Annotated in this window: 13 protein-coding genes and 1 pseudogene; 9 read left to right on the forward strand and 5 right to left on the reverse strand. The window is 31.7% G+C overall.

Going from position 1 to position 14,492, the window contains the following annotated elements:
* Positions 1–2 precede the first annotated feature (2 nt).
* From EV196_RS17610 to EV196_RS17630, 5 genes are all read right to left on the reverse strand, one after another.
* Positions 3–2,201, reverse strand: coding sequence for a PepSY domain-containing protein (locus EV196_RS17610; protein WP_132219090.1), 2,199 nt, complete (start codon positions 2,199–2,201; stop codon positions 3–5).
* A gap of 5 nt (positions 2,202–2,206) precedes the next feature.
* A complete protein-coding gene (locus EV196_RS17615) occupies positions 2,207–2,698 on the reverse strand; it encodes a DUF2271 domain-containing protein (protein ID WP_132219091.1) in 492 nt (163 codons plus the stop codon).
* Positions 2,699–2,716: 18 nt separating this feature from the next.
* On the reverse strand, positions 2,717–4,201 hold the full coding sequence (locus EV196_RS17620) for an ankyrin repeat domain-containing protein (protein ID WP_132219092.1): 1,485 nt from the start codon (positions 4,199–4,201) through the stop codon (positions 2,717–2,719).
* A gap of 74 nt (positions 4,202–4,275) precedes the next feature.
* A complete protein-coding gene (locus EV196_RS17625; protein WP_132219093.1) occupies positions 4,276–5,634 on the reverse strand; it encodes a hypothetical protein in 1,359 nt (452 codons plus the stop codon).
* 11 nt (positions 5,635–5,645) lie between these two features.
* Positions 5,646–8,069 carry a TonB-dependent receptor gene (locus EV196_RS17630; protein WP_243652271.1) on the reverse strand — a complete coding sequence of 808 codons (2,424 nt, stop codon included), beginning with the start codon at positions 8,067–8,069 and terminating at the stop codon, positions 5,646–5,648.
* Between the two features lie 102 nt (positions 8,070–8,171).
* Here EV196_RS17630 and EV196_RS17635 point away from each other — a divergent pair, with 102 nt between their 5' ends.
* The 9 genes and pseudogenes from EV196_RS17635 to EV196_RS17675 all read left to right on the forward strand — a co-directional run.
* The gene (locus EV196_RS17635) at positions 8,172–9,191 is read left to right on the forward strand and encodes a helix-turn-helix domain-containing protein (RefSeq protein WP_132219094.1); all 1,020 of its coding nucleotides are present in this window, start codon (positions 8,172–8,174) and stop codon (positions 9,189–9,191) included.
* A gap of 241 nt (positions 9,192–9,432) precedes the next feature.
* Entirely contained in the window at positions 9,433–9,642 is a 210-nt protein-coding gene (locus tag EV196_RS17640) for a type II toxin-antitoxin system Y4mF family antitoxin (RefSeq protein WP_106659579.1), read from the forward strand.
* A gap of 2 nt (positions 9,643–9,644) precedes the next feature.
* Entirely contained in the window at positions 9,645–9,959 is a 315-nt protein-coding gene (locus EV196_RS17645) for a HipA N-terminal domain-containing protein (protein ID WP_132219095.1), read from the forward strand.
* Positions 9,952–10,878 (forward strand): HipA domain-containing protein, encoded by a 927-nt coding sequence (locus EV196_RS17650; RefSeq protein WP_132219096.1) that lies wholly within the window; start codon positions 9,952–9,954, stop codon positions 10,876–10,878. The genes EV196_RS17645 and EV196_RS17650 overlap by 8 nt, the downstream gene beginning before the upstream one ends.
* 573 nt (positions 10,879–11,451) lie before the next feature.
* Complete coding sequence (locus tag EV196_RS17655) at positions 11,452–12,048, forward strand: sigma-70 family RNA polymerase sigma factor (protein WP_243652272.1); 597 nt, start codon at positions 11,452–11,454, stop codon at positions 12,046–12,048.
* A 493-nt stretch (positions 12,049–12,541) separates the two neighbouring features.
* Positions 12,542–13,009 carry an OB-fold protein gene (locus EV196_RS17660; RefSeq protein ID WP_132219097.1) on the forward strand — a complete coding sequence of 156 codons (468 nt, stop codon included), beginning with the start codon at positions 12,542–12,544 and terminating at the stop codon, positions 13,007–13,009.
* A 34-nt stretch (positions 13,010–13,043) separates the two neighbouring features.
* Positions 13,044–13,589, forward strand: a complete 546-nt coding sequence (locus EV196_RS17665) for a YceI family protein (RefSeq protein ID WP_132219098.1) — start codon at positions 13,044–13,046, stop codon at positions 13,587–13,589.
* A 56-nt stretch (positions 13,590–13,645) separates the two neighbouring features.
* Positions 13,646–14,197: a carboxymuconolactone decarboxylase family protein gene (locus tag EV196_RS17670; protein ID WP_132219099.1), complete on the forward strand. Its 552-nt coding sequence runs from the start codon at positions 13,646–13,648 to the stop codon at positions 14,195–14,197.
* Positions 14,198–14,265: 68 nt separating this feature from the next.
* Positions 14,266–14,492 (forward strand): annotated as a pseudogene (locus tag EV196_RS17675) (DinB family protein); the annotation flags it as partial.

Below are 14,492 nucleotides of genomic sequence, written 5' to 3' on the forward strand. Positions count from 1 at the left end.
AATTAATAGCAATCTGTTAAAATCTGTTTATTGTTATTGTATTGTTCCAAAGGTTTTAGTTTTTTACTAGTGCAAATTTTCTCTAAGAGATTAAAAACAACATTACGCATGGCGATAGAACCACAAATCATAATGGTTCCACCCATTAAAAGTGTTTTTGCTATGTGTTCTTCATCTCTTATAATTAAATCTTGAACATACTTATACGGACTTTCACCTTTGGAAAAAGCAACATGATATGCTTGTAGCGTATTATTTTTAATCGCTTGTAAAATTTGTGGTTTATAAAAATCCTCCAATGTTTTAGTTCTTGTGCCCCAATATAAAGATACTGAGCCCTTGCTTTTTTGATGAATCATACCTAAAAAAGGTGCAATTCCAGTGCCGTTAGCTATTAATATAAATTGTTTGCCTTTTTTTGGCAGATAAAAATCTTTATTTTTTTTAATGGTTACCTTCAGTTCTTGGCTTGGTTGTAAATTATTTAAATAGTTGGAACAAACACCTTGCGAATGCCTTTTTACGCTCAACAACAAATCTCCTTTAGTGTTTTTACCTATGGAATATAACCTTTCTGAGGTTTCATTAGGAGGTGTAATTGCTAACAAATCTCCAGGCACATATTTTCTTCTTTTTTGTGCCGTTAATGTTAGTGTGAAAGTTTCATCATATTCATCGATAATATTTTGTTTATCAACAACTTTAAACACCGTTTCTTTAGGTCTTTTAGAAGCTAATTCTTTTGGAATTTCTAAGTTTAAATCTAAAGAAGTTGACCATTTTAAAATCCAGTTTCTAAACTGCTCATAATTTTGATTATGAATTAGTAAAGGATTCGTTGCAGGTACATTAATGTTGTCTTGTAATAAAACTTGGCTGTGAATTTTTTTAGCAAATTCACAAAATTTTTGATAAGAAAAGGAGCCTAATCCAATAACATGGCACGTAAAAGATTTTGTTATTTTAGTTTGCTGTAGTTTATTTAAAAACAGATTCGCATTGCTTGGTGGTTCTCCTTCTCCATAAGTAGAAGTAATTATAATAAGTTGTTCAATATTAGTGTAAGAGGTATAATTATTCAAATCATCTAAAAACACTTTTTTGCCTACTTTTAGCAAAGCTTGTTGTATTATTTTGCCTAATATTTTAGTACTCCCGTTTTCTGAACCTATTAAAATAATAAAGTTGGCTTCATCTGCTTTATATTTATTTTTAGTTTTAGTACGCAACCTTTTATAGGCAATAATACTACCCGAATACATAAAGTATAAAATGGCTAACGAACTTAAAAACAATATTAAAGACCAAATAATACTTCCTTTTCCTGTATGTAAATTAAAGCTTAGTATAGCTAAAATTTTTGTAAAAGGATAATTGGTAGCCTGTACAATGTCGCCCGTTTTTTGATGGATTTTAAGCTCTTTATCGTGTAAATTGAGAATGAAATAATCTTCTTCATCATTAGAAAAAGGAAATTCCAATTTTTGGACATCTTTTAATCTTGTGTTTTTAAAAATAGGAAATTCAGAAAAAGAGATGGTTTTATTAGGGGTAGATTTTTGGTTATTAACTACATCTTTTGTATCTGGCAATAATGAAAACCTATCCATAGATAAATACGTGCCAGATAAAGCTAAAATCATGATAGGAATTAACATGAACCTACCCAAAGCGACGTGGTTGTACTGTATAGACTTATCGTTAATTATTTTTGAACAAAATTTTAAAAACCCACCTTGTCTTTTAATTGCTAATAACAAACCTGTAATGGCTATTAAAAACAATAAAAAACAGACAATACCAACGAAAATCCTTCCAGGGGTTTCTAAAAACAAGGAACGGTGAAAATTGGTTAAAAATTCGAAGAAAGCATTTTTTTGAGGGATATCAGCAATTTTGTTACCATCAAAAGGGTTGATGTAAAATTGTCCATCGCCCACTACATCCATGCTGAAAACATTTGACTTTACAAAATAATTTTCATCTACTTCAATATCTAAAACCTCGTCATATTTATTTTTTAAAGTGTTTATTAATTGAGCTACCGAAACATCTTCGGCATTTTTTATATGAAAAGGTTGCAGTTTTTCCTGAATGGGCTCAAAAGCCAAAAAAGCCCCTGTAACAGCGGCTAGAAGTAGAAATAAGAAAGAAGATACAGTTAAATAAAAATGACTGAATCTCCATATTTTGCTAAGCATATTTTTTAATTTGGTATAATACTAACGTATCGGATATATCCAGTACCTTCAAATTTATTTTTAAGATTTTTGTTTTCTAATGAAATTTCTAAATCTTTTTCGTAATAATCTTGATGTTCTACTGCCGTTTCAAAGCGTAATTTATTACCTGTTTTTAAATCATTTTCATTTAATTGAAAAGTAAAAATAGAACGTTCTCCACCTGCAATGGTTGCTCCTGTAATAGCATCTACATTTGGTTTTTTAGCATTTTCGAAAAAAGCCCACCATGTAGGCATGTCTGGATACCATTTTTCATCCTCGCCTAAAATATGTACCGTTTTAAGGTATTTGTTGTTTTTGTTTATAACAGATACAACGACATAAGCGCCCTCGCCTTTGTAATTTTTTAACTGAACCATACATTTGTATTTTGGTGTTGGCTCCATGTTTTCAATGGTGTTAAAAGCCATGAACGATAAGCATACCACCAAAAGAATGTATTTAGAAAATTTCATATAAATTGAATTTAAAAATTATTTTAAAAAAGAAACATCTGTTTTCTTTAACAACTCGTTTTCTTGAGCCAAATCATAAGCGCTTTCATCAAAATCGGTAAGTGCGTTTTTGTCTGCTCCGTTGCTTAATAAAAGTTGTAATAATATGGCATCGGTAGCTTTCATGGCAGCTAAATGTAATGGTGTTAAACCATTATGGTTTTTTTGATTGACATCAGCACCTAAATCCAATGCTTTTTGAATTAACCTTTTTTCTTCTTTAGAAATAGCGATATGTAATGGAGATTCCTTTTTTGAAGCATCTTTAAAAGAAACACCTGCTGTGATTAATGCATTTTCAAAAGCTTCAAAATTTTCGCTATTTCTTGGGCTGTATGCATTAAATAAATGGTAGAATAAATTGTTGCCCTCTGCGTCTACTATATTAACATTTGCTCCTTTTTCTTTTAGAAATTCAAAAGCCTCTAGATTAATGCTTTGTGTTGCATAGGTAATAGCCGTAAGTCCTTCATTATTTTGCTCATTGATGTTTTTAATTAAAGGAATCATTTTTTGTAAAACTTCCAAGTTATTTCCTTTAGCTGCGTTTAAAAAAGCAGTATTTCCCTTGTTATCTTTTTGATGGATGTTGATTCCTTTTTTGATGAAAAAATCTACAATGTTAGCATCTTTTGTATTTGAAGCAATATTATGCAATGCATTTTCACCATGGTTGTTTATTAAAGTCATATCAAGACCTAGAGTATCAAAATATTGATAAACATCTAACGGATTACTATAACCTCTTCCTCCATGACTTGCGAAAAGCAGCAAGTTTTCTCCATCTTTATTGATCGTTTTATAATCAAAACCTTCAGCAATATACTTTTTCATTAAATCGATATTGCCGCCTTTGGCTGCGTAAAACAAAATGTTGTTTCCTTCCTTGTCCGTCGCTTGGGTGCTTAACCCTTTTTGTTGAAAATATTCAATAATTTTTCCGTCTTTGCTATGTGGAGCTAATAATAAAATGGCATTGGCACCTGCTCGGTTGGTTTCATTTAAATCTACCCCGTGGGCTACCATTAAATCATAAATAGCGGTGTTATCATGACCGGTGTTTACAGTAAATGTAAACCAGTTAAAACCGTGGCTACCTGCTACTTTAGTATCTGCACCTCTACTTAATAATAGCTTCATGGTTTCTATATCTCCAGCAGAACCAGCCCACATTAAATAACTTCTACCATCGTGAGTAGATTTATTTATATCATTTCCAGGTATAGAAAGTAAATACTCAACTGTTTTTACAGGCGCTTTTCCCATAATAGCAAAACAAAGAGCATCAAAAGCTGCCGGATTAGGCGTTACAGGATTATTACCTTCTTTTATTTTTTGTTTTAAAGTGGCAACATCTGGTTGAGTTTGCCAAAAAGCTCGGTTGTGAAGTTCGTTAGAACTTTGTTCTATTTGTGCAAAAAGAAAAACTGGAGCTAATACTAGTAGAAGAAATGCTTTTTTCATTTTGTTTTTTTTATTGGGAAATTCCCTTTCTAATAAATTCAGAAAGGGAATTACAAGTTTTTTTTCTTATCTATTTAGAAAGTTCCAATAAAGTGACTTCCAGTAACATTTACTAACTGAGCACCTTTGGTTACTAATCCTGTTTCGGTATCTAACACATAAATGTTCCCGTTTTGGCCTACAGGAGCTACGGTAATATATATTTCATTACCATTTACAGCGAAACCTTGGTATTGGAATAAATCAATATCTTGGTGATAAGGAATTGCATCAATTTTTTGAGCGGTTTTAGCATTTAAGTCTACCAAAGCAAAAAATCCTTGAGCACCAGAAACGCCTTCTATAGATCCATTATGGCGATACGCCACTACCGCTTTTCCATTAGCTGCTGGTCTCCAGGCAAGAATATAAGCCCCTTCTACACCTAATGCATCGTCTAAATTAAATACATAAGAACTATCATATTCATTGTTTGAACCAATTTTTAAGATATGAGACCCTTGTGGATCACTTTGGTTTGCTTGGTAAACACTTCCGTCGTATTCAAATGCATTAATACTACGGTATCCATTTGTATTTCCTTTTCCTACGGTAGAAGTAATTACCGAAGGGTTTAATAACGATGGGTAATCTAATATAATGGTTTTAGAACCTAAAATTTCGTAATCGCTATCGCTTTCTGCAGTAGCAGGATTTACTTTGCTTAAACGTGCGCCAATGTATAATTTATTTCCAGCCGCATTTAAAGTAGGCATGTCAATTCTAGAAATATAGTAACCGTTAGCTTCTTCTTCTGCACTTAAAGGAACGCTATGCTCTTGGAAATTTTTTATTAAAGAATTTTCTAAGTCTAAGGTTACCACACCAATGGTCGCATTTGTACGGGTATAGACATCATCTGTTGCATCAGTTGGGGTATCGTTATCATCAATTACATGTTCTGTATTCACATAAACAGCCGAACCTGTTTTATCTCCATCAAATAATTTGATCCATCTTGGAGCTGTTCCTACATAAGGAGCAATACTTACTTCAGAGCCTGTTGGGGTAAAATTTTGTCCGCCATTTACTGTGTATTTAGTGTAGTTACCACCTGTATCTCCTGCGTAGCTTATATTGAAAATGGTATTGCCATCTTCTGAAGCTTGTAAACGAGCCGTTCTATTTGAAGGAGCTATAAATCCATTATCAAAGGGTGCAATAGATTTTGTTGGGTCTTTAGCATCTTCAGCACTAATGGAATAAATTAATGTTCCGCCATTGCCATCTCCTGGGGCATCTCCCATTTTAGCTGCGGCCACAGTAATCCATCTACTTTCATCACCTTTGTCTTCATCTATAGGCTTATCTGCGTCATCATTACAACTTACAGTTAGCAATAAAGCACTTAACGCAAATGCTAAGTTTTTAAGGTTTAAAAATTGGTTTTTCATATGAATTGGTTTTAAAATTTGTTGATATAATAATTTAGTTTTAAATAAAAAGCTCTTCCTGGTTTTTGTACAGAAAGGTTATCGTATACGGGTTTATCGAATATATTTTTAATGTCGAAACTCATTACCAATTTGTTGTTTGGAAATGCATAACTAAGTCCGAAATCTTGTGCTATTTGCTCGGGTACTTTGAAAAAATCATCACCTACGGTATTGGATCCTTGCGGAACTAAGTATGAAAACTCATCGGTAAAATACATGGTGTAGAATAGGTTTAATCTTGATTGTTTTTGAATTAAATCTTTAAATGAATAGTTTAGGCTTCCATTCATGGTAAAAAATGGGGTGTTAGGCACATCTATTTCCACGCCTCTGTTTTCAATTTTCAAATCAAACCGAGACATATTGAAATTGAGTGCTAAATTGTTGTTATAAGTGTAATTTAATTGAGCATCTACGCCTTTGGAGGTTCCACTACCTTGGTTAACATAAAGTATTAATTCATCATCAACATTTAGTGATGTTTCAATAGGCAAGCCAATTCTATCCTTAATATTTCGTGTAAAAACATTTGTTGAAATGGTAAAGTCATGCTTTTTGAAGTTAAACGTTCCAAATCGAAATCCTAAATTGTAATTGTTACTAAGTTCCGGATTAATACTTGGGTTTGCGACCACATTATCGCCATCATCTCCAAACACTTCGGTTTCATTGGGTAAACGTATGGCTCTTTCGGCCGAGGTTAATAAAGTTATGTTAGGAATAATGGCGTAGGACAGCGCAAAACCATAACCTTCATATTTTTTATGGCTACTTACAATTTCATCTACAATTACATTGTTTCCGTTGATGTCTTTTTCAATTTCAGGGTCAATACTTATAGTTTTTTGACGGTAATGTTTTCCAAACAAACTCGTTTTTAGCTTGTCTTGAAAAGCCGTTAATTCGTAGGTTAAAGAGTAAATATTCTTGTGCAAATCTCTTGTGCCCATAAATGTGTTTTCTAAAACAGACCTTAAAGCATCACTATCTTCTCTATCAATTCCATTATAAACATGGTTTAATAAAACTTTATGGTTTTTATTAATTGTGTAAGAAAGCCCTGTTCTTATAGATGCCACATTTCTGTTGATATGTGCTAGGGTTGGCCCTCCTTCTTGCTGAGAGCCCCAAGTATACTTGTATTCATCTCCTTTGTAATCAATAGCTCTTTCACCATTCCAACTATATGCCCAAGCTACGGTATCTTTAACCACACGATTTCGTTTGCCATATAAGCCGTTTATATTTACATCTAATCCTTTAGTGAAAAGATTGTTTTTTTGGTAAGTTAAGTTTGCCAACTTCGCATCCGATTCCAAAAACCGGTCTTTATAAGGTGTAATAGTCATAAAAGCACCATGTTGCACCTCTTTATAATCATCTGAACCTGTAAAGCCAACCAAAAATTGGTCTGCCCATTTCACATTGGTATAGCCAATTTGTGCCATTCCACCAGTAGATCTATAAGCATCATTAAACCTTTTGGCTGTTATAGGTGTTTGCACGCCGCCTAAACCGGTAACGACAACACTTCTGCCAGAAACCTCATAATCGTTATCAGAATAATTATGGAAAAGAGAGGCTTTTACTGTGAAGCCAGATTTTTCAAAACGATATAAGCCATTAGCACTTGTTTGAAAAGTATTAAAAGAACCATAAGAAGCAGATGCGTTAAAATTAGTTTTAGTTCCTTTATTGAGCACTATGTTAATAGCTCCACCTAAAGCATCATCAGCCAAATGGCCAGGAACAACACCCTTATAAACCTCAATTTGTTTAATCATTGATGGGGGAATGCTGTTCAAGTTAAAAGAAGAACCGTATACGGAAATAGGAATGCCATCAATAAAAATACGTACCGCACTACCAGACAAACCATTTAAACTGTAACTAACCTCTGAACCTAAACCGCCATTTTGACGAATTTTAACTCCAACACTTGTGTTTAATAATTCGTTTGTTTGGATATTCCGTTGACTGGCTTCTTTAGTTTCAATAACATTTACGGCAAAGCCTTCTGTTTCAATTTTAGCTTTTGAGGTTTTACCTTGAAGATTTACTTCTTGTAAAGATTCTAGCTTTTCATTTAAAGAAAAGTCTGTTGTAATATTTTTATTTATTGTGTTTTTAGTAAAAACAATTTCTTTCGATTTTGATTCGAACCCCATATACGAAGCAATAACTATTTTTTTCCCTGGGTGTATATTTTTAAGAACATATAGGCCGTTTTCATCGGTAATAGTAGCTCGCGAACTATTTTCAATAACAATGGTAGCGCCAAGTAACGGCTGCCCAGAGCTATCTACTACTTTTCCTGAGATTGTATTTTGGTTGTTTTGTGAATATGCTGATAACGCAATTACAAAGGCGATTAATAATAATTTTACATTCACTTATTTAGACTTAATAAAAATAATTCTACATTTGCAAAAGTATTTTGTTTAGACTCATTCTTAATAACGCAAAAGGAAATTATTATAACGTAAACGGAATTAATGGAATTTAGATTTAAAAATTCAGAGTGTAATGGAGGTGAACTGGTAAAGATTTTTAATAAAGATTTTGAAACCACCTCTTTGTCTGAAGAAGAATATTCAGATTGTAGAGCTGGCATTAATTGCACGATAAAAGAAACCCATGTAAATAACGCATTTGTATTTTTCCAAGATTATAATAATGAAAAATCATCAGAAGGCCACACATTACAAGTCATTCAAAATCATCCCGTTTTTTTACTTCAATTTGTAATTGATGGCGAAGTGACTTTTACTTCGAGTGGTACCGTTAATAAAGATTTTAGTTTAAACAAAAACACCTATAACCTGTTTTATATTCCCGCTTCCAAATATTCTTATAAATATCATAATCATCAAAAAAGAGTTTTAAATTTATATTTTACGGAGTCTTTTTTGGCCGATAAAATGGATTTTGGTTTTATAAAAGATTTAAAAAAGTATGAACAAGCAAAAAAAAAGAACCAGTTTTATGCGTTTTTTAATAAAGGCTTGGTATTAAATAGACAACTAAAAAGTATTTTAAATGAATTTCTTAATTGTTCATTTAATGGAAGAACAAAGCAATCTTATTTAGAGTCTAAGTTAACAGAATTGGTACTTATAGCATTAACATCAAAAGATTCTGAAATTACTGCAAACAAGTTAAGGAAGGAAGAAAGGGAGGCTTTAATAAAAATTGAAAATTACATTCAAACACATTTAAAAGAAGAGCTAAGTATAGAAAAACTTTCTGTTTTAGCTGGTTTTAACACCTCCAAATTTAAAAGTCTTTTTAAGGAAGTTTATGGAATGCCTGTATTTAGATATATTACTTCCTTAAGGATTGAAAAAGCTATTCGATTGATCTCAAACCATGATTATACCATTACCCAAGCTTCCTATGAAGTAGGCTATAAAAACCCCCAACACTTTACGGTTGCTTTTAAAAAAAAGTTAGGGTATTTACCTAGTGAGTTAATAAATAAAGGACTTTATGCATTGCTGTGGCTTTGTGGGTAAAACCTAGAATAATGGCGGTTCTAAAAAAACATTGTTGTTTTAAATCATCATGCAAAACGGGTTAATATATTAATTAATTACCGTCTTAGCAGTAATATAGTGCTTTCTGTATCTTTTCATCCTTAAAAAATTATGAATCTTCTTCTAATTACTGCTATAACAGTAATAAAATGCAATATTACGCAAAACATGTATCGCTAAATATTTAAATTACGTATTTTTACCGCCTAAACAGTGTAAAATGAATGATTTTGATTTAGGTGCTTTGATAAAAGACCATCGAAAAAAAGCAGGACTTACCCAACTGGAACTAGCTAATTTAGCAGGAGTTGGTAAAACAACTGTTTTTGATATTGAAAAGAACAAAGAAACGGTACGATTAAATAATCTATTTGCAGTACTCCAGGTACTCAACATTAAAGTAGAATTTAAAAGTCCATTAACTAAATAATCATGAGACAAGCAATCATATTGGCTCACGGTAAAAGAGCTGGAGTTTTAACTGAAGTAACTGCCAACGACTATCATTTTGAGTACGATCAAAATTATCATGGTGAAGCAGTATCATTAACGATGCCCACTAATCAAAAAAAGTATAGCTACAAATCCTTTCCTCCTTTTTTCGAAGGGCTATTGCCTGAAGGTGTCATGTTGGAAGGTTTATTACGCATTGCCAAAATTGATAAAAAAGATTATTTCTCTCAACTAATTGCTACAGGAAACGATTTAGTAGGATCTGTAACAGTTCAATTATTGGAAAATGAATAGATGTCCCATTACATACACATTATGCGGAACGAATACCTATAGCGAAAAAGGAATACGCATGATTGCTCCTAAGTTAACGCACTTAAACAATTTACCTTATACAGCAGTAGAGTTACGGCAAGAAGCCGCCAATAGAGCTAAAAAGCTATCCATTCAAGGAGTACAACCAAAGCTTAGCGCATCTGTTTCTATAGTGGATCAAGAATTTAAAATAGTTGATCAATTTGGAACTTATATCATAAAGCCACAAAACGATTTATTCCCACAATTACCAGAAAACGAAGATGTAACCATGCGAATGGCAAAAGCATTTGGTTTAGAAGTTCCTTTTCACGGAATGCTTTATGGCAAAGATTGTAGTTTATCCTATTTTATTAAACGTTTTGACCGCTATGGTAAAGGAAAAAAATGGGCTACGGAAGATTTTGCTCAATTAACTGGAAATACTAGAGATACAAAATACCGTTTTACAATGGAGAAACTCATTCCGGTTTTTGACGACTATTGTACATTTCCTGCTATTGAAAAGGCTGATTTTTTCAAAAGAATACTTTTTTGCTATGTTAGTGGAAATGAAGATATGCACTTGAAAAACTTTTCATTGATTACTAAAAATGGTAAAACAACACTATCGCCCATTTATGATTTCCTAAATTCTACCATAGCTATTAAAAATCCCGATGAAGAAATAGCGCTCACCTTGAAAGGAAAAAAAAGTAATTTAAACTCAGCTGATTTTATTGACTATTACGCTAAAGAAAGGCTACAACTCAACGAAAAAACAATAACTATAATTCTAGAACAAATGAAAAAAGCAATTCCTGTATGGAAGGAATTACTTGAAATTTCTTTTCTTTCTGATGACATGAAAATAAAATATTTAAAGCTATTGGAAACTAGAATAGTAATGTTTGAGTAATTAGAAATTACTGTCCATAATCTTGAATCTGTAATTTAAAAATTAGAATTTGTCGAGTTCGAAGATAATATTTAAAGCGTACAATTTACAAAAACAAAAAAAAACCGCAATTGTATTCAATACCAATACGTTGCGGTTTTTATTAGTGGAGAAGATGGAACTATCCACCTTTACATTTTTCGAGTGTATATAAGGCTTAAAACGCCCCTTAAAATTTAGTGACACCGAATTTGCCCCTTTTTAACATTTATTTAACTTTGTATATGCCATTTGACCTCAAATAGTTTAGTTTGATAAAATAAGTCAACTTTTAGTTTAGATTTTAGCCTTTTTTAAACCTCTTTTTGAGAAACATTCATATTAAATTAAATTCAATTCCCAAAAGCCTAAATAATTTCCTAACCTTCATTCTCCAACTTGTTTTTGCGAGTGCGGTAGGACACAAAATAGAATTCAATTCATTTCCACACAGTTTCTCTAAAACTGTAGGGTTTTTGTTTTCAGTTGGGTTCCTTATAAATATAATTAAAAAACATTTTATTAGGTCATAAATAGTATATTTGAGTTTCTAAAATGGAATATATATTCATGGATGCCATCAAAGTAGATTCTAAATTAACAGTTGAAAATTGGGTCAACGAATATAGTGATGGTCTTTATTCTTGGGCTTTTTACAAAACATCTTCCAAAGAAACTGCTGAAGATTTAGTGCAGGATACGTTTCTTGCTGCTTACAACAAAATAGATTCATTTAAGGGAAACAGCCAACCTAAAACCTGGTTATTTTCAATTTTGAATAATAAAATCATTGATTATTATAGATTAAATGCAAAAACAACCAAAAAAACTGTAAGTCTATCAGAAGATAAAGGGTATGAGATTTCTGAAGGATTTTTTGATGAATCTGAAAACTGGAAAAGCACTACCATAAACCCTATTTGGAATCAAGATGAAGAGTTACTTGATAATCCGGAGTTTAATATTGTCTTGAAGCATTGTATGGACGATTTGCCTGAAAATTGGAATTTTGCTATAAACTCAAAATATTTAACAAATAAAAAAGCAGATGAGATTTGTCAGGATTTGAATATAACTGTGTCCAATTATTGGCAGATCATCCACAGAGCTAAACTGCTTTTAAAAAAATGTTTGGAACTGAAATGGGTATAATTTGTTTTTAAAAATTAATAAAATGTTATTTAAAAGAATAATGGATACAATGGTGAATTCGTGTAAAAAAACAACCGAATTAATTGATAAAAAGTTTCTCACGCCATTATCAATAAAAGAGAGAGCACAATTATATTTTCATAAATCTATGTGCAAAACATGTTCGTCTTATGAACATCAATCTAAGTTTATTGATAAGGCAATATCTAAATTATTTAACAGTAAATCTAAAATCAATACAGATTCTTCTGAAGAAAGAAAACGAAAAATTATCGAGAAAATCAATAAGTCCTAAACCAATAGTTGTTTAGTAATGCTAAAGGCATCACAAGAGATTGTGGTGCTTTTTTTTTGTTGCCATATAAAAATTATTCAAACTTATGAAAATCAATCAATTAAGAGTATTTCAATAATTTTTTCAATTTAATTGTCAGGAACTTGTGTAGTTAAAGTCTGTTCATTCAGTTAAACAATATTTATAAATAATTTTTATATGTCAACCAAAAAGAAAATTTTATTAACCCTAACCATTGGGGTCTTAATTGTGGCAGGAATAGCATTGTACATGTTCAACAAACCAGCAAGAGATGTTCAAGCAACCGAAACAGATTTTAGTTATAGGGCAAGTGCTATAGTTAATGAATATTTAACAGACGCTAAAGCTGCAAATGCAAAATATCTTGACGAAGAGGGTAATTCAAAAGTTTTAGAAATTACGGGAATCGTTTCCGATATCTCTGAAGATTTTAATAACCAAAAAGTAATACTTCTTAAAAACGCTACAGATAAAGCTGGTGTAAGCGCAACTTTCACTGTAGAAACGAATGCTCATACTAATAATGTAAAACTTGGTGATGAGATAACTATAAAGGGCGTGATACGTTCTGGAGCGGCTTTCGATTCTGATTTAGAAATGTATGAAAACGTCATTATAGATAAATGTGACATCGTGTCAAAATAAACAAGTAAATAATAATTAATTTAATTTTAGAAAAATGAAAAAAGTAATTTTAACAATGATCGCTTTAGTGACTATTTCACTAACAGTTTCTGCTCAAAAGCAAGTAAGTACAAAAACACACTTTAAATTCTTTTCCACAACACCTGCCGAAAATATTGAAGCTAATAATTATGCATCAGTAGGTACTATTACTCCTGCTTCCGGAGATATTGTTTTTTCTGTTCCAATGCAGAGTTTTGAATTTGAAAAAGCATTAATGCAAGAGCATTTTAATAGTAAAAAATTTTTAAATACAAAGGCAAATCCAAAAGCAAAGCTAATTGGAAAAATAGCGAATCTTGACGCTGTAAATTTCACTAAAGACGGAACTTATAATGTAGATGTAACTGGAGACTTAACCATAAATGGTGTTACAAAACCTATTAAGGAAAAAGCAACAGTTGTGATAAAAGAAGGAAAAATTAGTTTGGCATCCAAATTTAATCTTACGCTAGCTGATTATGAGATAGCTTTCAAAGGAGGAAAACCTTCTACAAATATTGCTAAAACAGTAGAAGTTACTGTAGAAGCGAATTATTAATTCAAATAAACAATCTTGATTTACTCATCAAGATTGTTTTTTAACTACATATTATTATGGCACATTTAAAATTAGAAAACAATACAATTTCGCCAATTTCTCAAGCGATTTTAGATAAAACACAAAAAGCATTAGGTTTTATTCCAAACATGTATCAAAAAATGGGGGTTAACCCAGCTTTGCTAGATGCTTACACATATTCTTATAATTCGTTTAGAGCTAATTCTGGCTTTAATTCTGTTGAACAAGAAGTGGTTTTTCTTTCAGTAGCCTATGAAAATAATTGTGAATATTGTATGGCAGCCCACAGTTTCGTGGGAGATATGATGAGCAAAGTTCCTACTGAAGTCACAAATGCTATTCGTGATAATAAACAAGTTCCCGATACTAAATTAGCGGCTTTATCAAAGCTAACACGTTCGCTTACCGCAAATAGAGGACGTGTTTCACAATCAGAGGTTGATGATTTTTTAGCAACCGGATATACTGAAATGCACGTTTTAGGTATTGTTGCAGGCATAGCAGTAAAAACATTAAGCAACTACTCAAATCATCTTACAAATCCAGTAGTAGATGTTCCTTTTGCAGGGAGAATCTGGAAAAAATAAGCTTTTACATATTAACCAACTATGTCCGGAAAACAAAATAAGACGTCTATTTCTTAAATCAAGCATAAATGCAAAACTATTGTAAAGAGAATTTAAATGAAATAAAAAATGTATTGCTTCAATTAACAAATGAGCAATTTACATTTCAATCTACAACATTATTTGGTGCAACCATTGGGCAACATGTTAGACATATTATCGAATTCTATCAAAGTGTCTTTAGTGGTTTTGAAGCAAAAACTATTAACTATGATAATCGAGTACGAAATCTTTCAATTGAAACCGATACCAAAAT

This window comes from Mariniflexile fucanivorans (assembly GCF_004341235.1).
Taxonomy (GTDB): domain Bacteria; phylum Bacteroidota; class Bacteroidia; order Flavobacteriales; family Flavobacteriaceae; genus Mariniflexile; species Mariniflexile fucanivorans.

Coding starts and splice junctions, on each gene's coding strand:
- EV196_RS17610 (WP_132219090.1), bottom strand. CDS start 2,201: ATGCTTAGCAAAATATGGAGATTCAGTCATTTTTATTTAACTGTATCT.
- EV196_RS17615 (WP_132219091.1), bottom strand. CDS start 2,698: ATGAAATTTTCTAAATACATTCTTTTGGTGGTATGCTTATCGTTCATG.
- EV196_RS17620 (WP_132219092.1), bottom strand. CDS start 4,201: ATGAAAAAAGCATTTCTTCTACTAGTATTAGCTCCAGTTTTTCTTTTT.
- EV196_RS17625 (WP_132219093.1), bottom strand. CDS start 5,634: ATGAAAAACCAATTTTTAAACCTTAAAAACTTAGCATTTGCGTTAAGT.
- EV196_RS17635 (WP_132219094.1), top strand. CDS start 8,172: ATGGAATTTAGATTTAAAAATTCAGAGTGTAATGGAGGTGAACTGGTA.
- EV196_RS17640 (WP_106659579.1), top strand. CDS start 9,433: ATGAATGATTTTGATTTAGGTGCTTTGATAAAAGACCATCGAAAAAAA.
- EV196_RS17645 (WP_132219095.1), top strand. CDS start 9,645: ATGAGACAAGCAATCATATTGGCTCACGGTAAAAGAGCTGGAGTTTTA.
- EV196_RS17650 (WP_132219096.1), top strand. CDS start 9,952: ATGAATAGATGTCCCATTACATACACATTATGCGGAACGAATACCTAT.
- EV196_RS17655 (WP_243652272.1), top strand. CDS start 11,452: ATGGAATATATATTCATGGATGCCATCAAAGTAGATTCTAAATTAACA.
- EV196_RS17660 (WP_132219097.1), top strand. CDS start 12,542: ATGTCAACCAAAAAGAAAATTTTATTAACCCTAACCATTGGGGTCTTA.
- EV196_RS17665 (WP_132219098.1), top strand. CDS start 13,044: ATGAAAAAAGTAATTTTAACAATGATCGCTTTAGTGACTATTTCACTA.
- EV196_RS17670 (WP_132219099.1), top strand. CDS start 13,646: ATGGCACATTTAAAATTAGAAAACAATACAATTTCGCCAATTTCTCAA.